This is a genomic window from [Phormidium] sp. LEGE 05292, from assembly GCF_015207735.1.
Lineage (GTDB): Bacteria > Cyanobacteriota > Cyanobacteriia > Cyanobacteriales > Aerosakkonemataceae > Floridanema.
Window position 1 is genome coordinate 20698 of record NZ_JADEWG010000031.1, and the last position, 22822, is coordinate 43519.

Sequence of the window (22822 nt, forward strand, 5' to 3'; positions counted from 1 at the left end):
CTTTATAATTACTTATGGTTTTGAGTAAGTATTTTTGATTCACGAGAACGAATAATTAGAGATAAAATAACAAGCATCCAAGCTAATAATTCTCCATATTCCATTACAACACAGAGTAAAGTGTACATAATTAACACACTATAACTACACCAAGGTCTACCTTTAGAAGTTTGGAAAACCCAGGCAAATAAAGATATCCAAAAAGACAGAAACAACGTAGTTCCAACTAAACCAAGGTGATATAGTAAAGTTCCTAAAATAAAACTATGTGTACCAACCCGACCAAGCTCAAAACCTGGTAATACTGTCGGTCCAGGTTTCCAGTGACCTAAATATAAATTATCTGGAATCCGTTCAATAGTTTCTCGATAAATATCGCTACGAACTTTTGTCGAATCAGCACGGTATTTACCAGTTTCTTCTGACTTTTCATACGCAGTATTAATAAGAAAATTTGTTATGGGAGGAAATGATAAGGTTGTAAAACTAATTACTGCTATTAAAGCAAAACTTAAGTACCATCCCCGCTTTGTACCAAGCATGATTAAGTAACGCAAACTCAACATAATTGGTAAAGTTAACCAAACCGATCGAGTTCCACTTAATAATAATAAAAAAACACTTCCTCCGAATAGAAGTATTGACCACAGACGATTTTTTAAATCTAGAGCTAATGTAGCAATAAAAGCTACTACTAATGCTAGTAATTCTGGAATAATGAAGAAAAAACTCCAACGAGCAAATTTCCCAATACTAACATCACCTGGACGGTAAGGAATCAGATAATTTGCTAATCCTTTACCTGGTTCATAATTGCCTTCAGCATTACCTAGTAAACTGGAAAAAGGAGTACGAGGCGGAGTATAAGAGCCAGCACCTAAAATTAACTGACCGACTACCCAAAATGCTAACATTTGAATCACAAGAACTGAGCAAGCCCAAGCTACAACTTCTAGACGAATCTTAATTTTGTTGCTTTGAATATACCAAAGTAAAAAAGCAATAGGATACCAAAAAAGTAAGCTACGAACAAAAGCAGTAATACTTATTGGCTCCGAGTTAATTAAGTCATAAAAAAGTGAACCTAACTCACGATAAGTAGTAAAAATAAGTAAAGCTATTACAGTAATTTGTGGGCGTTTTAAGTGTATTTGTCCATAGTTACGTTTTTCGTAACAAAAAATCCCTAAAAGCAGCAAAGTTGGCATATATCTATATAGTCCTAATACCCACCATACGGGTATTAGGACTATATTTGCACAGACTAATTTTTCAGCAATGCTTAATATTTGCCAACGAATCAATAAATTATTAAATAAAGGTTCATTGTTTCTTAAAATTTTAGATAAGTCGCTAGGGAGGACTAAATTTTTCATGAATTTACCTCCTTGGTAATTTGCTGTTCATAAAGATAGCCTTCATTAGGTGTTTCCACTCTATTTACAACTAATCCAACCACACGAGCTTGGTGTCTTTTTAATAAATTAATGCTGTCGTTAAATGGGTTGCGATAACTATTTCCTGGGGAAACAACAAGTAAAACATTATTTACTACAAGTGCCATTAATAGAGATTCGCTTGTTAAGGTTAAAGGCATACTATCAATTAATACATAATCGTAATCTTTTGTTGTTTGAGCAAAATTCAAAGCCTTTTCAAACCCCCCTCGACTAATAAATTCATTAATGTTTTCTCCTTGGGGAATTATGGTCAATAAATCGAGATTGGGGCGAATAGATATTGGCAAAGAGGGAAAATCTAATTGTCGTCCTAGAGGAACTCCGAAGCGTTGAGTTAACTGAGTTGTATTAATATCTGCATCGACCATCAACACTCGAAATCCAAGAGAGGTTAAGGCGATCGCCAATCCCATTGTTACAGTAGTCTTTCCTTCCCCTGCGATCGCACTACTAACCAACAAACGACGATTAGGCAAAAGAATCATACTCACAGCTGATGCTAATCGTTGATACTCTATAGAAGTTTCCAACTGGGAATCATTACCAGTTGCAAAACTTTTAAAGCGAGGAATACTTCTTAGCACTGGAATATTCACTGTATGAATATCCTTAACATTGAGTAAAGGATTACCACTTTCTAGCCACAAAGCTAAGGCTACACTACCAAAAACAGACGCTAAAATTATTCCTAAAATAATCGGGCGTTTTCCGGCACCACTTGGTTTATCACCAGCTCTCGGTTGATCCAAAATTTGAACACTAGGGTAAGCACCAAAAGCATTTAACTTACTCTCCTTTACCCTAGCAACTAAACCATTATATATACCTTCCGCTATGTCAGTTTGTTGTTGCAATTCATTTAATTTAGCCTGATCTTTAGGAATTGCTTTCAATTCCGCACTCAATTGATTAATTTGATTTCTTAATTTTTCAGCCTGTTGTTCCAATGCAGCAAATTGACTTTCAGCTAAAATTAGTTGCTGCATTAAAGGAGCTGAATCATTACCAATTGACGAATCTACTTTCACTTGCGTCAATTGTTCACCAGTAGCTTGAGTTAAAAATCTTTGTTGCTGACTAAGTAGCCGATTACGCTGCTCTAGCAAATTACGAACTAGAGGATGAGTAGGTAAAAATTTACTTTGTGCTTCCACTAAAGCCGCTTCTACTTCAGACAACTTTTGTCGCAAGTATTGATAATTTGTATCTTCCTTTAACTTTAAAGATTGAACAGCTATATTAGGAGTTAAACCTAAACGGCTTGACAAAACAGCAACTTCAGTTTTTCTAGCTTGGGCTTCTGCTAGAGTTTGCGCTTCCAACGTTTTTAAGTTATTAATACTAATAACTATTTTATCAGTTTGGGAATCATTATTAACTAATCCAGAAGTTTGTTTAAAATTAGCCAAGGTTCTTTCTGCTGTTTGTAAATTATTAAAAGCTTGTTCAAGTTCTTTTTGTAAAAATTCTGTTCGTTGTTTGCCGTCATCTTGGCGTAATTCATTTAATCGTTCTTTAAATACTGAAATAAAAGCGTTAGCTCGTTTTTCTGCTAGTTCCGGTGTCGAGCCTTGAGCATCCACAGAAATGATCGTCGTCTCACTTTGCGGAGAAACTTTAAATAAAGACTTGTACAAATCCAATCGTGGATATTCTTGTTTTTCAGGATCGGTTTTCCATAGTTTACCGATTACTTCATCACTATTCATGATCGATCGCAAAGTATTCAAGGGATTAACTTGTTGAGAAAACTGAATCCCTTCATCGCTGAGATTCCCTAATTTTCCTAAGTTAGCGTTTAAATCACTACTTGGATTCGGAAGAATTAATTGAGCACTAGCTGTCCACTGAGGTTTTAAGGTTAATATGCTAAAAGCACCAATTACTAGAATAAATAAATTTAGTCCTAGTAAAGCTTTGCCATGTCTCATTACTATTGTAATAAACATTTTCATCTTTTTTGTATTCGCTTAATTTCCTACTTGTCTACATTCCTACTAAATTACCTTAATTCTCTCCTCTATTACTCAATGGATAAAGTATAAATCTTTTTTTTCCTTTTCTAGAATATTGGTATTTTTCGGCTTTTCAGCAGGATAGCACTTGACTAAGTGTTCGACTAGTTTGGGGCTATCAAATAGAGCACATGGTAGAGGAGAAGGTGGTTTCTTTATCGCTTCTTCAAGTGTTTCTAGGGATAAACAATGTTTCACACCTAATGATTCCACACACTGAGCAAATAATAATTGGTGATCGTCAATATGTTCTCCGTAACGCGCCAGTCTTGGTACTAGAATAAAAGAAGCTTTCTTAGCAGCTAAAGATCTAGTAGAACCTTGACCTGCGTGAGAAATCACTAGGCGCGACTTTTCCACCAATGTCACCATGTTACTTAGGCTAACAATTGAAAATGTAGTGACTTGTGGATATTTTTTTAAAGCAGAAATTTCTGTTACCCCATGCTGAATAACCACAGGTTCAGAAATTATGCCTTTTTCGATCAAGATACCTATCCAATCTATTACTCGATTAAAAGGATAGGGAATTGTTCCTAAAGTTACAGTAATCATTGGCTGTGTTTGGGTTAATTTGAAAATTTGCCTTGCTACAAGTAGAGCGCATCCCAAAGTAAAGACTTTTAATCAACATTGCAATGATGTTGACGATTTGACTGATTCTTCCTGATCCCAAGGGTTAAACAACGCCTTTATAAATTGCTTTGGGATACTTATCGCATAGGTTTGACCATTGCACATAAAACTCTTGGGAAAAATGATAGACAAGTTTACCACTAAGGCTTAAGTCATGAAACCGAGAAATGCTTTCAATATAAATAAAAGGAATTCCTAATAACTTAGCAATAATAGCAAAACTTACCGCAATGCTCGCTCCCGTTGACACTACTAAATCAGGTTTTTCTTTGATGATGATTTTAATTACCGCTGGTACATTCTTGAGGAAAGCTAATAAATCTCTTGGCCCTTGATAAGGCAACCAATGAACTGTTTCTTGCTCTTCAATCAGAACTTCTGTATCTTGCTTAAAGTCTGTAATCCACACTCTTTTGTGTTGAAACCAAAAATCTTTTAAACTACGCATTGTTGAAAAATGTCCACCTGATGTTGATGCTAAAAGTAATTTCATAGGTTACACCTCACAAATACCTATCTAAATCATGAATGCCCAAATCACGGTTTGTTTTGCTAGAGATTAAGAAAAGTCTCTTTTTTTTCAGTGGTTACCTCACTACTTTTGTAAATAAGTACGTGAAATTTACTAGAGAAAGTCGCTACTGGTGAAACTACATATTTTTTTTGTAAAGTTTCTTTGCTTAGTATATATTTCTAACATTTTTGCAATAATTAGTCAATTAACGTTAAATAATTCATAAAAAATTCTTATAATGTTAATATAGAATACGTATTTTTACTGTCGATCGACCTAGCTTTTCTCATTAAAGAGACAAGTTGACAAACTCAATTATATGAAGTTTTTTTGAAGAATAGAGAATTTCCCGGATTGATTTTTAAAGAGTAGAGAATTTCCCGGATTTTTTTTTAAATTAGAGAATAGCTATAAATGTACAGAAAGATAAAAATTATCAGTAATATAAGAATTTTTCATAAATATCTGCAATAGTTCCCATCCAACCTTTTTCATTGGCTGTCGGGGGTTACTCGCTTTGGGTTTATCCTATCAAGTAGTCATGGAACGTACCCGAACTCGCATTTGGCATGGATCGACAACCGCAGAAGTTGCCTTACAGCCTGACTACTTGAAAGATCCTAATGCCTGGGCTGCTTTTGTTGAGAAACTGACGCAAAAAACAGTTGTTACAAAAGAAGCAGATGATGGGGTGTTGCAACGAAAGATTCGAGCTTATGGCAATTTTACTGAGTATGTTCCGATCGGTTTGCTGTTTTCGATCGCACTGGAATTGATGCAAGCTTCAACTGGCTTGATTTGGATGCTGGGTGCAATAGACATCTCCAACAAAGAATGTAGAGACGTTGCATGCAAGGTCTCTACAAAGGTTTCAGACAACGCAACTTTATATTTCTGGAGATGTCTAATGTTAATTGTGGGAAGGATTGCCCATGCTTGGGGACTGATTCAAATTTATGGGCTTTCGCCGGGACGAGCGATCGGCTTTTTCGGCACTTGGCTAGTCTACATTATTGGTAGCATAGCTTGTCTATACTATAGTGTCCAGCAATTTTAAGTAGGTGAACTAATCATTTGTTTGTCGCTCAATTCAAACGGAAAACCACTTAGTTGCTGTAGTTATATTTGGGTAAAAGATCGCTATAAAAGGCGTAGCTAAGTTAAGACTTCGACAGATTATCTAAATGTAGCACCATATCATGTCCGGCTAATCAGCCATAGTATCCTTAATGCACAACTTTGTAGAGACGTTATATATAATGTAGAGACATTATGGGTAATCTTGCCAGACATGATATAAATTCATGAATTAACCCTACTAGAGTTTATTTTCTGAAATTAGCTTAAAGTTTCTTTATTTTTTCTATTTATTTACGCCATCTCAAATAGTATAAAAGGACAACCGACCAATCCTCAAAGGGCTTCAATTTCCCAACAAGTAACTCAAGCATTACTGGGTGAGGATTTACATCTGGTATTGGTTTAGGAGGTTCAGGTGAAACGATCGCTCTTTCATGAATGGATTCAACAATTCAAAAAGCAAATTCAACAAACCAGACAAATCAACCAAAAGTTACAGGCCCAAATCATCCAGCGACGGCAAGTAGAAGAGAGTTTGCGAGAAAGTGAAAGCAGATATCGTCAATTGATCGATCGCATAAATACTGGGTTCGTAGTTCACGCACCTGATACTAGCATTTTGTTATGTAATGCAACCGCTTGTGATTTATTAGGGCTGTCGATGGATCAAATGTTGGGAAAAACAGCGATCGATCCAGCATGGCATTTTATTCATGAAGATGGCACGATCGTACCCATAGAGGAATACCCTGTCAATCGAGTTTTATCTACAGGAATTCCCCTGGAAAATTATCTGCTAGGAATTAGTAGAGGCTGTGGGCCAAAAACTTGGTTATTAGTTAGTGGATTTCCCGAATTTGATGGCAAGGGTCAACTCAAACAAATTGTAGTTACCTTCATTGATATTAGCAAACTGAAGCAAGCAGAAGCAAACCTGCGAGAAATGACTGGGGTATTAGAAAATGCAGTCTCAGGCATTTCCAAACTAGACGTTCAAGGACGCTACCTCTACGTTAATAAAACTTATGCCAGCATCACTGGCTACCAACCAGAAGAAATGATTGGGATGTCTTGGGAACGGACAGTGCATCCTGATGAACTAGAGAAAATGCTGGTTCTTTATCACCAAATGGTAAAAGAAGGCAGAATAGAAGTTGAAACTAGGGGAGTTCGCAAGGATGGTGCAATTTTTTATAAACAATTGGTGATGATTGCATCCTACGACGAACAACACCAACTTTTGGGGCATTACTGTTTTCTGAAAGACATTAGCGATCGCAAACTTGCAGAACTTGCCCTGAAAAAAGAATCGCTACGCAGTAAAACACTTTTCGATATTTCAATGGATGGCATTGTTGCCATGAATCATCTAGGAGATGTAGTACAAGCCAGCCCCAGTTTTGCTCGGATGATTGGCTATACCGTAGAGGAAACCTTACAACTTAATGTAGCGGATTGGGATGCTCAGTGGACGAAAGAAGAACTACAAATTTTCATCAACAGAGATGAGATAATACCTCTGTTTGAAACAAAGCATCGCCGTAAAGATGGTTCTGTGTATGACGTAGAAATTAGCTGGAACCGAGTGGAATTAGAACACGAGAGAATACATTTTTGTATTTGTCGAGATATTAGCGATCGCAAACGCATTGAAAAAGAACGCCAACAAGCTGAAACTGCCCTACGCCTGAGTGAAGCTCGCTTTCAAGCATTCATGAATCATAGCCCTGCCGCTGCTTGGATTACCGATGCCAATGGCATAATACTATATCTCAGTCAGACTTATTACCAATCTTTTCTCATCCAAATTGAAGATTTAGTTGGTAAATCTATTTTTGAAATTTATCCTCAAGAAGTTGCCCAACAATTTCTGGAAAATATTCAAACAGTTGCTCAAACTCAGCAGGTACTTGAAGCAATTGAAATTGCTCCGCGTCGAAATGGTGAAATGGGCGATTTTCTAGTTTATAAATTCCCTATTCCTGACCCAACTGGACAAACATTGGTGGGCGGAGTAGCAGTTGATATGACTCTACAATATCGAGCCGAAGCAGCATTACGTCAAAGCGAAGCTACAAAACAAGCCATTATTGAAGCAATCCCAGATTTACTGATCCGAATGCGTTCTGATGGTACTTATCTAGATTTTATTTCTGAAAATAAGTTGACTCTGATCGATTCAGAGCAGATTAGTCAGAATCTCAATATTTTTGATGTCTTGCCTCATGAACTAGCTCAACTTTGCATGAATTCTATGCAACAGGCTCTCCAAACTGGAAAGACGCAAGTTTATGAGCATCAGATTTTAATCAAAAATCGACTTATTTATGAAGAAGTGCGAATTGTGCCATTACAGCTACAGCAAGATCAAGTATTGGTCATGGTACGCGATATTACCGATCCCAAACGTGCAGAAATCGAACTGAAACATCAAACAGAAATCTTACAAGCCATGTTTGACCACATTCCGATCATGGTAACGATGTTTAACGAAAACCACCATGTCGAATTCATCAATCCTGAATTGCAAAAAGTATTAGGCTGGTCACTAGAAGATTGGAAACAACGAAATTTGTTAGTTGAGTGTTATCCCGATCCCACCTATTACCAAGAAGTACTAGATCATATCACCGCAGCTAATGGTAAATGGAAAGACTATATTACCTTAACAGCTTCCGGTCAAAGCTTGTACACCTCTTGGGCAAATGTCCGACTTTCTAACGGCTACTATATTGGCATTGGACAAGATATTACAGAACGCAAGCAATTTGAAATTCAACTGCAACTAGCCAAAGAAGCCGCAGAAGTAGCAAATCAAGCCAAAAGTATCTTCCTAGCTAACATGAGCCATGAATTACGTACCCCGTTAAACGTAATTCTCGGATTTACGCAAGTAATGAGCCACGATCTATCCCTGAGTAGCGAACAGCAAGAAAACCTGCAAATTATTCGCCGCAGTGGGGATCATCTGCTCAACTTGATTAATGATGTGCTAGATTTATCAAAAATCGAAGCTGGACACACCACGCTTAACCTGTGCAATATTGACTTAGTAGCCCTATTGCATTCACTTCGCAGTATGTTTAGCCAAAGAGCGATCGCCAGAGATCTCGACTTTAACTTCTATATAGATCCAGATTTACCTCAATACATCAGCACCGATCCCAGCAAACTCCGTCAAATACTAATTAACCTCCTCAGCAATGCCATCAAATTCACCAAACGAGGCAGCATCTCCTTGCGCGTGAGAGTCGATCGTCAACAAGAAGAAGTAAAACACACAACAGAAAATCACCGTATTTCCTCAAAGCTTCACTTCCTGAGATTTGAAGTAGAAGATACTGGCAGCGGTATTGCTGAGAAAGATATGAATAAAATTTTTGATGCTTTCGTACAAGCTGAAGCTGGTAGAGGAACAACGGAAGGAACAGGATTAGGTTTAACCATTAGCCGTAAACTTGCCCATATATTAGGAGGAGAACTTAGCCTAACTAGCACAGTAGGAAAAGGCAGTTTATTCACACTGATCTTGCCAACTCAAATTGCTACTAGTGCAGAAATACAAATAGAGGAAAGCGATCGCCAAGTCATTGGACTGGTTCCTAATCAACCTAAATATCGCATATTAGTAGTCGACGATCAAACCGAAAACCGTTTACTGTTAGTTAAACTATTAACTCAGTTAGGATTGGACGTGCGAGAAGCAAGGAACGGACAAGATGCGATCGCCATTTGGAAAGAATGGCAACCTCATCTCACCTGGATGGATATTCGGATGCCTTTGGTTAATGGCTATGAAGCTACAAAATGGATTAGAGAGCAAGAAATTATCTTGCGGGAAAGTGAAACAGATGTGGAAAATGAGGAATCAAAATTCAATTTGCAACATCAACGATCGATTATTATTGCTCTGACTGCTCATGCTTCGCAAAGCGATCGTGACCTTGCCCTCGCCGCAGGTTGTGATGACTACATTTGCAAACCATTCCAGAAAGACACCTTATTTGAAAAAATGGCAAAATATTTAGGAATCTCTTATATTTATGCCGAAAATCAACCGGAATTGCACAATCATACCAACCTTTCTCCCGCCCAGACATTAACTACTGAGAGTTTATCTGTAATGTCAGAAGAATGGATTGCCCTATTAAACTACAAGGCGCTATCCTGCGATCAAGATGCAGTTTTGGAATTGCTCGAGCAAATTCCTGCTGAGAACAGCCAACTTGCAGATGGATTACGCCAACTGACACAAAACTTTGAATTTCCTGAAATCGTCAAGTTAGCTAATTTGCCTATGAATTGGGAATCCTAAAGTTGAGAGGGAAGTTTATTGTTATGAATATAACTACATCTGACCCAGACAAAAAAACCAAAATCAGTATTTTAATTGTCGATGACCAACCGGACAATTTAAGAACTTTGTCTGCAATTTTAAGAGATGAAACGTATACAGTGAGACAAGCGATTAGTGGCAAAATCGCTTTGGATGCAGTGCAAGCAAATCCCCCAGAACTGATTTTGTTGGATGTGCGAATGCCAGAAATGGATGGTTATGAAGTTTGTTCGATCCTGAAAGCTAATCCTGCCACTTGTCATATTCCAGTAATTTTCTTAAGTGCTTTGAATGATGTTAATGATAAAGTGAAAGCCTTTAAAGCTGGCGCAGCAGATTACATCACTAAACCGTTTCAAGCTGAAGAAGTGTTGGTTCGGATTGGGCATCAGCTAACAATTTATCAGCAGGAACAGCAACTATTAACTCAGAATCAACAGCTAAAAAAAACTGAGGAAATGTTGAGGTTTCAGGCAGAACAAGAACGGTTAATGGCTCAGATTATTCTCAAAATTAGGCAATCTCTTAATAAAGAAGTTGTTTTCCATACAACGGTTTCTGCGATTCAACAATTGTTGCAAGCCGATCGCGTATTAATTTATCAAGTATTTGCTAATCATACGGGAAAAGTAGTTGCTGAATCAGTTGTCGCAGGTTTTCCAGCTATTTTAGGAAAGTCTTTCCCAGAAGAAGTATTTCCTTTACCCTATCATGAACTTTATAATCATGGCAGAATTGGCATTATTAATGATATTTATGCCCAAAATTTAGACATGGCTCCTTGTTTAATTGAATTTGTGGAACAATGGGCAGTTAAAGCTAAATTAGTGGTGCCAATTTTGGCTAATGAAAAGCTTTGGGGATTGCTCATTATTCACCATTGTTCTGCTCCTAGAAGTTGGCTGAGTTCAGAAGTGAGTTTACTTTCGCAATTGGCTTGTCAAATAGCGATCGCTATTCAACAAGCCGAACTCTATAATGAAATTCAAAGCTTCAGTAACACTTTGGAAAGAGAAGTCTATATCCGTACTTTAGAACTACAGCAATCGCTCAATTTTGAAGCAACACTGAAACGGATTTCTGATAAAGTACGCGATTCATTGGATTCGCATCAAATTTTAGAAATTGCTGTCAAAGAATTAGCGGTCGCGATCGAAGCACAAGCTTGTGATGCTGCTCTCTATAGTCTCGATCGTCTTACCTCGAAAATTCATTATCAGTATGTTGTTCCAGGACTACCCACAAATCAAGGGCAAGAAATTCAAATCCGAGATGCTTTTGAGATTTATGGACAATTACAAAAAGGCTATTGCTTCGCCTTTTGTCAGACTCAAGCTACTAACATTCGCAATCATTCGGCAACTTTGGTCTGTCCGATTTTTGATGGACAATTGGAACAACCGGAAGTTATTGGCGATCTTTGGGTATTCAAATCCATTAATTCCAGCTTTAGCGAGATGGAAATTCATCTGGTGCAACAAGTTGCTAATCAATGTGCGATCGTACTCCGACAAGCTCGACTTTATGAAACGTCACAATCTCAAGTTAAAGAGCTCGAACGACTCAATCATCTCAAAGATGATTTTCTCAGTACCATCTCTCACGAACTGCGTACTCCAATTTCCAGTATTCACATGATTACTGGCTTATTAATGGGGCTTACCAATCAAGGAGAAACTTTCATTCAAGACACTGTTCAGTCAGAAGCACACAACAAAGAAGCAATTCACTATTTGAGAATTTTGCAAGAAGAATCTGAGCGGGAACTCAACTTAATAGAAGACTTACTTAATCTTCAGCACATAGAAGCTGGAGTTTATGCTACTCAACCTATCCCAATAAATTTACAAGATTGGCTGCCTCATGCGATCGAAAGTTTTGAAATTCGCGCATATAATCAACAGCAAACACTCCAACTAGAAATTGAACCTAATCTTCCGACCCTAACAGTTGACTTAAGTAGCTTTAGCCGCATATTCACCGAATTACTCAATAACGCTTGCAAATACACTCCATCAGGTGAGACGATCGCAATTTCTGCTTATACCCAAGGAAAAAATTTCTATCTGAGCATCACAAATACGGGTAGCGAAATTGCACCTGAAGAACTTCCTCATATCTTCAATAAGTTCTACCGCATACCCAACAACGATCCTTGGAAATACAGCGGTGTTGGCTTAGGATTGGCATTAGTGAAGAAACTGGTTGAACAGATAGGCGCGACAATTACCGTTCAAAGCAATAACAATCGCACTCAATTCATCGTTCAATTACCAATTATCGAATAAACAGCTCTTTTGTACTTCTGGTAAGGGAATGCAAGGGGACTGGGGACTGGCGAACTTCTGAGTTTTGATACCAAATCCGGGTCAGTTACCCCTTTTATGATTAGGCGATTAAAATACGTGCTATGCACACGCTACGCGAACGTGGCTACACAAACAAAGTCCGCCTACACGGACTAAAGAATAACGGGGGTATTTAAGCCGGACATGATATCAGGTGAGAAATTGTCTGCTAAACCCGCCCGTACAGAGTTGGAGGAAAGTTTAAGGAGTTGTACGTTTTGAGTTTTGAGTTAATGAACTTCTTCTTATCCCCTTGTCCCCTTGTCCCCTTGTCTCCTTGTCCCTCCTGCTCCCCTGCTCAAGAGCTCCCCTGCTCAAGAGTTCCCCTGCGACTTCAACTGGTTCTCTTAATACACTATGTAGCATTTGCATCAGTTCTTGAATAGTGAAGGGCTTATTGATGAAGTTTTTGATTCCGCTTGCCTCTTTCAATTTATCGTTAGACACAAATCCACTGACTGCGATCGCTTTAATGTGCGGATCAATTTTTTGCAAAGTTTGAATTGTGGTTATTCCATCCATTGATGGCATCATCATATCAACTAACGCTACAGCAATCTTGTTTTTGTGTTGAGCGCAAAGCGAAATAGCTTCAATTCCATCACTGGCTGTTAGCACGCGGTAGTTATAGGTTTCTAGCGAAACTTTAGTAGTTTCTAAAATTGCCTTTTCATCATCTACAACGAGAATCCATTCCGCATTTCCGTTGAGCGAATTAGGCGATTCTGCTTCTGGGGAAACGGATGCTTCTACGGCTGGTAAATATACTTTAAACTCACTTCCTTCACCAATCTTGCTAGACACATCAATGAATCCTCCATGACTTTTAACAATCCCCCTGACTGTAGAAAGCCCTAATCCTGTTCCTTTACCAATTTCTTTAGTTGTAAAAAACGGTTCAAAAATTTTATCTGCTATTTCAGCGGACATTCCAGTTCCTGTGTCTTTAACAGTAAGTTTAATGTAGGAGCCAACTGTTGCATCAATATTCATCCTGGAAAAGTTTTCATCTACAAATATGTTTTCGGCAGAGATGGTGAGTTTACCGCCATTTGGCATTGCATCACGAGCATTGACTACCAGATTCATCAGCACTTGATGCAGGTGAGTGGCATCGCCAGACACTAACCAAAGTTCTGATTCTACATTAACCAGTATTTCAATAGATTTAGGAAAAGTTTTCTCAGCAATTTGCTTAATTTCGTAGATCAGATGTTTCACTTGTACGATCGCTCTTTTACCCTCCACGCCACGAGTAAATTGAAGTACTTGTTTGACCAAAGCAGCGCCGCGTTTACTGTTTGTTTCAATGATTTCAAACAAATGCTGGCTTTGTTCGTCGGCGTTGGGGAACTTGAGTTTTAATAATTGTGCTGTAGCCAGAACTGGAGCCAAAATGTTGTTGAGATCGTGAGCAATACCGCCTGCAAGTGTACCCAAACTTTCCAGCCTTTGAGTGCGGAGAAATTGTCTTTCCAGTTGTTTTTTTTCCGTGATGTCTGTATTAACTGTCAAGACAGATTTTGGTTGTCCCTGTGTATCACACATTAACGTCCAACGGCTAGCAGCAATGATTTCTTTTCCTTGTTTATTGACTTGATATAATTCACCTTGCCAAGCACCAGATGCTGTTAAACTTTGCTGAACAATTTCCAGTTGCTCGACCAAATCTGGTCGATACAAAAGTTGATTCACGTTTCGATCGATCGCCTCTTCAAAATTCCATCCGTAGATCTGCTCTGCCCCTTTGTTCCAATACCGAATTTTATCGTCTAAATCTCGGACTATAATCGCATCTGTTGTGATGTTGAGTAGAGCTGCCTGTTCCCGAATCTTGTCTTCTGCTTGTTTGTGCTGAGTTAGGTCAAGAACAAAGCTAACGATCGCCTGTTGAGATTCATCAAGCAAAGCGCCGCCAATCATTACCGGAATGCGGCTTTTATCTTTGCGGAAGTACTCTTTCTCAAAGGTATTAAATGCTCCTGAACAGGTTAATTCTACGATCGCTGCTTGATTGAGATGAGCATATTCTGGAGGTGTGATTGTATGCCAGTTTAAATTTCCAGATGTTAGGTCTGTGCGATCGTATCCAATGATTTTTAGAAAAGCATCATTAGCATCTGTAATCGTGCCATCTGTCATGCTAAACACCACCCCAATTACATTGGATTCAATTAAACGTCTAAAGCGGGATTCACTGCGTTGTAAAGCTCTAAATGCTTGCTCCCGTTCTGCTTCTACCTGCTGACGCTGTTGAATTTCCTTTTCTAATCGCTCATTTTGTTCAGTTAATCGCTTAGTCAGATTTTGCAGCCGAAAGTGAGTATTAACTCGTGCTAAAACTTCCTCATGATTGAGCGGTTTGGTGATGTAATCGACTGCTCCGAGATGTAAGCCTTTGACTTTATCAACGTTGTCGGTAACAGCAGTGAGAAAGATGACTGGAATCTCTTTTGTAATTGAATTTATTTTTAAACGACGACAGGTTTCAAATCCGTCTATTCCGGGCATGAGAACATCTAGCAAAATCAAATCGGGTGGAGCGTATTCTGCTAGACCGATCGCTCTTTCTCCATCTTCCGCTACCACGACTTTGAAACCATCAGCCTCTAGCAAATCGAGTAGTACTTCTAGATTGGTGGGCGTATCATCGACTATTAAAATAATACCTTTCTCAGAAATATTTGTTTCCATAAATACCTCTTCAATACATTTCAATTTTGCTGCAAAAATTCTAAAATTTGCCGTCCCTTAAATTCTTTAGCAAGCTGTCTCAAGTGGCTGGCAAAATGGCTCCACTGCGGGTTCGATTCCTCTAATTGTGTAGCTCGTTTCGCGATCGCTCTTAAGTCTCCTCGCATAGCTAAATCGAGAAAAATAGCGACCTCTTCTCTAGATGGAATTGACATTACAGGAGAAATTGAAGAACTCACTTGGTTATTTTCCAATTTATCTTTCTCTTTTAATGGTTCCCCAATTTCGCTCTCATTTTCATAAATCCATTCCAACTTCAAATGTTGTTGCAATTTCTCAAGCAGATCCTCTTCTCGAATCGGTTTTGGTAAAAAATCATTACAGCCGACTTTAATACTTTGTTGTTGATCGAATTCAAAGACGCTTGCCGAGATAGCAATCACGATAATATCTTTCAAGGCAGGTATCGATCTGAGCCGACGAGTTGCTTCAAAACCGTCTAGATTCGGCATTACCAAATCAATTAGGATGGCATCAGGCTGAAATACTTGTGCCTTATTCAATCCATCTTCACCATCCACAGCGTCTAACACCTCAAATCCGATCGGCTCTAAAAAATTGACCAAGATAGAGCGATTCGTCGGTTTGTCGTCTACAACTAAAATTTTCCGCTTTTCGCCTTTGATTCCAATCACCGTGCGCTGTAAGACATTCGCCGCATTTGTCGATGAATGAATTTCCGGCAAGTCTAAGTCAAACCAGAAAGTGCTGCCTACACCCAAGCTACTCTTAACCTGAAGCTTTCCGCTCATCATCTCCACTAGTTGACCGCTGATGGCTAATCCTAATCCTGTTCCTTCTGTTTTGCGGCTATTTTCGCCTACCTGTTGAAACGGCTGAAAGATTTCGTCGAGCTCATCGGCAGCAATACCAACGCCTGAGTCTTTGATTTGAAAGCGAATCTTCTCCTCGTGATAACCTACTTTAAATGCGATCGCTCCCATTTCAGTAAACTTAATCGCATTTCCCAGTAGATTTAGCAAAATTTGGCGCAAACGTTTGTCATCTGCTCGCACCACTTTGGGCAGAGGAGATAATGTTTCATAAATTAACGTAATTCCTTTTTGTTCAGCTTTAATTTTGCAAATCTCGACAATACTTTGTAAAAATTCATCAAAATGAAACTCTCTGGGATAAAGTTCCATTTTGCGAGCTTCAATTTTAGACAAATCTAAAACATCATTGATCAGCGTTAGCAAGTGTTCTCCACATTGGTGAATGATGGCAATGCGATTCTTTTGCTGCTCAGATAAAGCTTGATCTTTTCGACAAATTTGAGTATAGCCTAAGATGCCATTAAGCGGTGTACGGAGTTCATGACTCATATTTGCTAAAAATTCACTCTTGGCGCGGTTAGCAGATTGGGCTATTTCCTCGGCGCGTTGGCGATCGCGTACTTCTTGCCGAAGTTGTAAAGTCCGTTCTTCCACTTTTAATTCCAGAGTTTTACTGTAATCCTCTAATTGTTCGTGAGATTTTTGCAAGTCAGCGTTAGCAGTTCCTAAATCTTGATACAGACGTGCATTTTCAATAGAAATCGCCGCCTGAGAAGATAAAACTTGTAAAACTTCTACTCGTTCTGCTGTAAAAGCACCCGTTGTTAAATTGTTTTCTAAATAAAGAATACCGATTAGTTTGCCTTGATGAACGATCGGCGCACATAAAACAGATTTCGGTTGTTGAGCAACAATATAGCTATCAGTTATAAAAATTCCCTCACGATTAGCATCATTTAAAACTACATTTTCCTGCGTTTGTTGCACATAATTAATAATCGATAATGGTAACTGTTGGCTGGTTTCTACAACAATAGATTGTTCGACAGTAATCTCATCTTGATTAACTCGTCCAGTTGCTTCTATAAAGAGTTGTGTAGATTTTTCTAAAATTAATATTCCTGTTTCTGCTCCCGCATTTTCCAGTAAAATCTGCATCAACTTTGTCAGCAATTTGCTGAGAATAATTTCACCCGAAAGAGCTTGCGCTGCTTTCATAACAGTAGCTAAATCCAGGTTTTTATCAGTTTCAGTATGATGGGTAGTTATTTGGTGATTTGTAGTATTTGTGCCATTCTTGACTGAAGTCCGAGTCAAAAATTGGGGATATTTTTCTTTTAAATACTCAACTTTAGCTTGAGCGCCCCAAACTTGATAAGCATAATGTGCCTTTTGGAGATAGAGTTGCGCGATCGCATCTTTCCCCCATGACAAATAGAATTTGGCAGCGAGTTCATTAGCAAGTGCTTCTTCATTCAAATATTTATTTTCTTTAGCCAATGCAATGGCTTTATCATACAGTTCCATTGCTTCTACTTTTTCACCTAAAACCCGATGCCGCTCTGCCTCTACTAAATAGAATTTGTGCAGATAATTCATGGGAGCATGATGCGCCCAATTCTGTATTTTTTCTTGATTAGCTTTTACTCTGCCAAGAATGTCTCGCTGTTCTGACTGGGGAACGTCAGAATATACCGCCAGCTTGACTAAAGAGTCATAGAAATGAAAGAGAGAAATATGGGGTGTTGCGACAACTGCGTCCAAATAATTTTCTTCGATTACGGCATTTTCGAGCGCTTCTGAGTAATTTTCAAATAAATAACAAAGTAAAAGTTTATTCAAATAGGTGTAAGCGATCGCTGCTCTGTCGTTTGCTTGCTCGTGTAGTGGCAGCCCTATTTGTTCATCGTAAGCTTCACCCTGGAGACGGCAAGGATTTTCACTTTGCCCCAGCAGATTTAAGGTAGCCTGCCAATAGATTTCATGATAATTAAGTGCTGTTTTTTGCTTGATTTTATCAATCGCATCTCTATTGATTGCCATCTCTCTTGCAAGGGCAGTCAATTCTTTGCTGCTGTAGTAAGCGAAATAGGATCTCACTAATAGACCAAAAGCACCAAATTCTAAATCTCCTGTCTCCATCCCAATAGAATAAGCTGACATCAAAGGCTCTAACGTTTGTCTCAGGTGCTCTTTCCAGGGTCGGATAAAGATATTGACGATGACGATTGTCTTAGCTTTAATTTCTTGAGTATTTAATCTTGACAGCAGATTTAAAGCTAATTGACCAAACTGATAGCCCGAATCAATATCTCCCACAACTCCGCACAGTAGAAGACCATAATTGGCATAAGCAGTAGGAGAAACCGGAGCATTACCGTGTTGGACTGATAGATCGACTTGTTTGCACACTGCCAATGGTAACAGTGTAGGAGCAGCAATATAGGCGGGAGCAAAGATACTTGCTAAAAGTTTAATAGCTGCTAGTTCGTAGGGATCGCTCATTTGAGGCAGATCGACTAAATCCTCAATTCGTCTCCCATTCAAAATCGCCGCAGTTTCGGAAAGTGCTTGTCCAATATCAGATGGAACTGGGTTTTCGGGAAAATTCACTTCCAACAGCTTTAAGGCTTGTAGTGCCGTATTAATTGCTTCTAGCAGTTTGTTCTGCAATACATGAGCTTGAATCTGAATCTCATATACTTTCACTTTATCCAACAAAGTTTTAGCGCAGTTTCGCACAATGTCAACGAATCGCTGTACTGCTTCAAAATCACTGCTCAAATATGCCGACTCTGCTGCTTCGGTATGCAGTGCTAATGTCAGTTCGTACTCAGTCTCCCAACTCAAATTTCCTAACAGTTCTAAACCGACTTGCAAATATTTGTTTGCCGCAACAGAAGCCATTGCTGCTTTGGCTTTCTGTCCAGCAATTAAATTAAGCTTGGCGATTTCAACTCGTTCCGCTGAATCTGTAATTAACTCAATGCCTAAATTGAGGTGATCGACAATTTCAAATATCTTTTCTGATAATGTTTCTGGTGACGTATTTTGCCAAAGCAAACGACCAATTTGTAAGTGAGTGGCTTGCTTAAAATTATCATCAATTAGCGCATCAGCTGCTTGTTGCACTCGGTCATGCAGAAACTTAAATCCCAGGTTCATTAGATGCGGATCGATCGAATCTTCTATTGGAAGTGTTAATTCAGAAGTTGGTAATATTAAGCCTTCTGCAATGGCTGGTAAAATATTTTGATAGGTAACGGTTGGCGATCGCTTATAAATAGTTGCCAGAGTTTGCAAGTCAAATCTATTACCCACACAAGCTGCTAACTGTAACACCTGTTGAGTAGATTCAGGTAATTTTCGCAACTTCTGAATCATCAATTCAACAACATTATCTGTAATGTCAAGTGCCTCAATTTGGGTAATATTCCATTGCCAATATGCTTTACTTCCCGGCGCTGAACTATTAAATTGAAGCAGATTTTCCTGATACAATGTTTTCAAAAATTGAGTAACAAAGAAGGGATTACCTGAAGTTTTTCGGATAACTAATTCAGCTAATGTTTGAACAGAAATTCTATCATTATGAAGTGTGTCAGCAATGAGGTTGCTAATATCTGCAAGGGCTAAGGGAGCCAAGGTAATTTCATGAATAATAATGCTTTTAGACAGCATTGAATCAAGAGCGATCACTAAAGGATGGCTCAAACTAACTTCATTATCTCGATAGGCTCCCAGTAAAAATAAATAGCCTGTTTCTGCATCAGTTAGGATCGCATCCAGCAATTTGAGTGTAGCAGAATCAGCCCATTGTAAATCATCCAGAAACAAAACTAAAGGGTGTTCTGGCGAGCAGAAAACACGAATAAACTTTTGAAAAACAACATTAAATCGGTTTTGGGCTTCCGTTGGAGCTAATTCTAGCGCAGTGGGTTGTTTGCCAATAATCAGTTCTATGTCTGGAACAACATCAATAATAATTTGAGCATTATTACCAAGAGCTTTTAAAAGTTTGGTTCCCCATTGGGTTAGTTGAATTTCATTTTCAGTCAAGAGTTGTTTTACTAATGATTGAAAGGCGGTAATAATTGCAGAGTAAGGAATATTGCGTTGAAATTGATCGAATTTGCCAGAGATGAAATATCCTCTCGCTCCAACAATAGGTTTGCGAATTTCATTAACTAATGACGATTTTCCAATACCAGAATAACCTTTAACTAACATGACTTCAGTTTTGCCATCTGTAACGCGAGCGAAAGTTTTCATTAACAAGTCAATTTCGCGATCGCGTCCATACAATTTTTCTGGAATCGAAAATTGGCTAAATAAATCGAATTCTCCTATCTTAAAACCAGAAATTGCACCAGAAAGATAAATTTCTAAATCAGCTTTCAATCCCAGCGCACTTTGATAACGTTCTTCTGCCGTCTTAGCTAGTAATTTCATCACAATATCGGACACTGCTTGTGGAATATCCGAATTGATAAGATGAGGTGGAATGGCTGTTTTAGCAATGTGGCAATGAATTATTTCTAAGGTATCAGTCGCTGGAAATGGCAGCTGCCCAGTCAACATTTCATAGAAAGTAACACCAAGAGAATAAAAGTCTGTGCGATAGTCGATCGATCGATTCATTCTCCCAGTCTGTTCTGGAGACATATAGGAGAGTGTTCCTTCCAGAACATTGATGCGATCGATCGTTGGACTTTCTGTTGATAAACGGGTAGAAATACCGAAATCAATTAACCTAACTTCACTTGTTTTTTCATTGACGAGAATGTTATGAGGTTTAATATCTTTATGAATAATATTTTGCTGATGCAGCTGCGCCAGAATTTCCGCTAAGTGAATGGCTATTGGTAAAAAATTGTTTAATTTAAATGGTTGTTTAGCGATCGCTTTTGCCAACGATTCTCCATCGAAATCAGACAGAATCAACGCTAATCCATTACCGTAGCTTTCTAAAGCTAATGGTTCAACAATTTCTGCAATTTCTAAGTCTTGTAAAATTTGATATTCGTGTTTTAACCGATTTAGCTGACCGATCGTTGGATACTCAGCTTTTAGAGTTTTAATAATGACAGACGTTGCTCCTAAATTGTTTTGACACGCTTTAGCTCGGTAAACACAGGTAGTAGCTCCTTCATAAAGGATTTCGAGCAAATTGTAACCAGCGATCGTCGTACTCATTATTTTTTCTGTGGTTTGTCCTCTAATTTGATAATATCAAATACCTCATTTGAGCACATTTCTCTGTTCCCCGCTCTCCGTTCCCTGTTTTCAATCAAAATCCTAATTAAACAGCGATCGTGCTAATCCTTGAATAACAGCGTTCGCGTAGCGTGTGCGTAGCACGTATTTCAATCGCCCAATCATAAAGGGAGTAGCTGACCCGGATTTGGTATAACAGATAATGGGTAGTGGGATTTCTACTACCCACTACCCACTACCCACTATTTACTAGGACTCAAGCGCAACAACATACCTATTAACTTGAGTTAATCTCAAGTTCCTATTGGCAAGCCATTACAGCAACGTGATAGGCATTGTTACGAGCGCTAGAAACATTAAAGTTAATCTGAAAAGGTTGCCTTCCAGAGGGAGAACGAAAATTTCCTGAATAACGCTGGAATCTTTGAGCTGCAATTGTTTTCCTAAATACTTCCGCACTGCTACCGTCATTGTATTTAAAAAACAATCTAGCATCGTAGTTAGCAGTGTTTTCTGGCAATAACATAGCAACGTATGATTTAAATCTGACTCCCGTAGGAACAGCAAAATCGGTATTTTCATTGCCTACCCGTACCACTTTTCTAACCTGCGGCTGCCCTGTAGTAACTTCCTTAAGAAAAACACAACTTTTCTGTAACGGGGGGAGAGGCGGGGGAGTTGCGGGAGCTGCGGGAGTTTGAGCATGGGAAATAGCGGTAAAAAAAGCAGCAGATACTCCAGCAGCAACAATTCCACAAAGTACTAAATGAGATGTTTTCATATTACGTCCTTAATTTTTTTACAGAAAATCAATGTCAAAATTGAAAGATTTGGGAAATCAATCGACCTTCAACAATGCCTATTTCGTCGAGCTTGCCAAGCATGATGCTGATATTTTTACCTTGGGCAACCATTACATTGTTTAAATGCCCTAGCCGCTCTTGCCTTTAAGCTTGTTGGGGCAGTGAATGCAAGTGCATAGCCGTCACATCGCAATAGAACAAGAATTACTTGCTCCTGTTTTACATCCCCCTAAAGAAAGAGAATATTTGGTTTCTTGCCTGTTGTCAAGGATCGCTTCGGAGTTGAACAGAGGGTTCAAAGCGGACTGGTTTAATCAATAAGGGATTTAGTACACTAAACTGCTAAGCATTTAAATTGAATATTTAGGCTGATGGGGAGATGGGGGGATGGGGAGAGGGATTGACGGTTTTTGCCTAACACCAAAAATATACAATTTTAGATGCGATGCAAGCTTAAGTACGGAAAAACCTCTCTGCCTGAAACCTAGATCCCCCCTAACCCCCCAAAACACAAGGGGGGAAGTTAATTAAGTCCCCAAAACACAAGGGGGGAAGTTAAGGGGGTTGGGGGATCGCCAGTGCGTAAGTCCTAAATTTAGCGATCGCTTTTTCCCTTTGGCATGAAATGACAAGAAATTGGTCTGTGCTTGTTCAAAAATTTAGATGTGCTTTGCGTAGGAGTGAGTCTTGTTATACTGATTTTTCTATATCTGGCTACCAATTCAAACTGAGACGAAGAAAGAAAATATTTGTTCCCTGTTCCCTTCCCCCACCAAAATTTCCGGTTCGCTAATCCAACAGTCTGTTTTCTAATGTGTGTACGATCGCGCAGATGCACATCAAATACATTTAGGGCTATAAGCATTTGGGTTCATTAATTAAA

General features: G+C 38.7%; 10 protein-coding genes. 3 read left to right on the forward strand and 7 right to left on the reverse strand.

What is annotated here, in order from left to right:
* Nucleotides 1-8: 8 nt before the first annotated feature.
* The 4 genes from IQ264_RS11540 to pssD all read right to left on the reverse strand — a co-directional run bounded on the left by IQ264_RS11540 (nucleotide 9) and on the right by pssD (nucleotide 4604).
* Complete coding sequence (locus IQ264_RS11540) at nucleotides 9-1376, reverse strand: O-antigen ligase family protein (RefSeq protein WP_193980927.1); 1368 nt, start codon at nucleotides 1374-1376, stop codon at nucleotides 9-11.
* Nucleotides 1373-3409 (reverse strand): GumC family protein, encoded by a 2037-nt coding sequence (locus IQ264_RS11545; RefSeq protein WP_193980928.1) that lies wholly within the window; start codon nucleotides 3407-3409, stop codon nucleotides 1373-1375. The genes IQ264_RS11540 and IQ264_RS11545 overlap by 4 nt, the downstream gene beginning before the upstream one ends.
* Nucleotides 3410-3487: 78 nt before the next feature.
* Nucleotides 3488-4030 (reverse strand): glycosyltransferase, encoded by a 543-nt coding sequence (locus IQ264_RS11550; RefSeq protein WP_193980929.1) that lies wholly within the window; start codon nucleotides 4028-4030, stop codon nucleotides 3488-3490.
* A gap of 124 nt (nucleotides 4031-4154) precedes the next feature.
* Nucleotides 4155-4604 carry a PssD/Cps14F family polysaccharide biosynthesis glycosyltransferase gene (gene pssD / locus IQ264_RS11555; protein ID WP_193980930.1) on the reverse strand — a complete coding sequence of 150 codons (450 nt, stop codon included), beginning with the start codon at nucleotides 4602-4604 and terminating at the stop codon, nucleotides 4155-4157.
* A 538-nt stretch (nucleotides 4605-5142) separates the two neighbouring features.
* Here pssD and IQ264_RS11560 point away from each other — a divergent pair.
* The 3 genes from IQ264_RS11560 (at nucleotide 5143) to IQ264_RS11570 (ending at nucleotide 12329) form a co-directional block, all read left to right on the forward strand.
* Complete coding sequence (locus IQ264_RS11560; RefSeq protein ID WP_228061470.1) at nucleotides 5143-5682, forward strand: MAPEG family protein; 540 nt, start codon at nucleotides 5143-5145, stop codon at nucleotides 5680-5682.
* A gap of 438 nt (nucleotides 5683-6120) precedes the next feature.
* A complete protein-coding gene (locus tag IQ264_RS11565) occupies nucleotides 6121-10020 on the forward strand; it encodes a PAS domain S-box protein (RefSeq protein WP_193980931.1) in 3900 nt (1299 codons plus the stop codon).
* 23 nt (nucleotides 10021-10043) lie between these two features.
* A complete protein-coding gene (locus IQ264_RS11570) occupies nucleotides 10044-12329 on the forward strand; it encodes a response regulator (protein ID WP_193980932.1) in 2286 nt (761 codons plus the stop codon).
* 261 nt (nucleotides 12330-12590) lie between these two features.
* On the opposite strand, the gene IQ264_RS11575 is transcribed toward IQ264_RS11570, so the two are convergent.
* From IQ264_RS11575 to IQ264_RS11585, 3 genes are all read right to left on the reverse strand, one after another.
* Nucleotides 12591-15083: a response regulator gene (locus IQ264_RS11575; RefSeq protein WP_193980933.1), complete on the reverse strand. Its 2493-nt coding sequence runs from the start codon at nucleotides 15081-15083 to the stop codon at nucleotides 12591-12593.
* 20 nt (nucleotides 15084-15103) lie between these two features.
* Entirely contained in the window at nucleotides 15104-21115 is a 6012-nt protein-coding gene (locus IQ264_RS11580) for a hybrid sensor histidine kinase/response regulator (RefSeq protein WP_193980934.1), read from the reverse strand.
* A gap of 322 nt (nucleotides 21116-21437) precedes the next feature.
* Nucleotides 21438-21917, reverse strand: a complete 480-nt coding sequence (locus IQ264_RS11585; protein ID WP_193980935.1) for a hypothetical protein — start codon at nucleotides 21915-21917, stop codon at nucleotides 21438-21440.
* Between the last annotated feature and the right edge of the window lie 905 nt (nucleotides 21918-22822).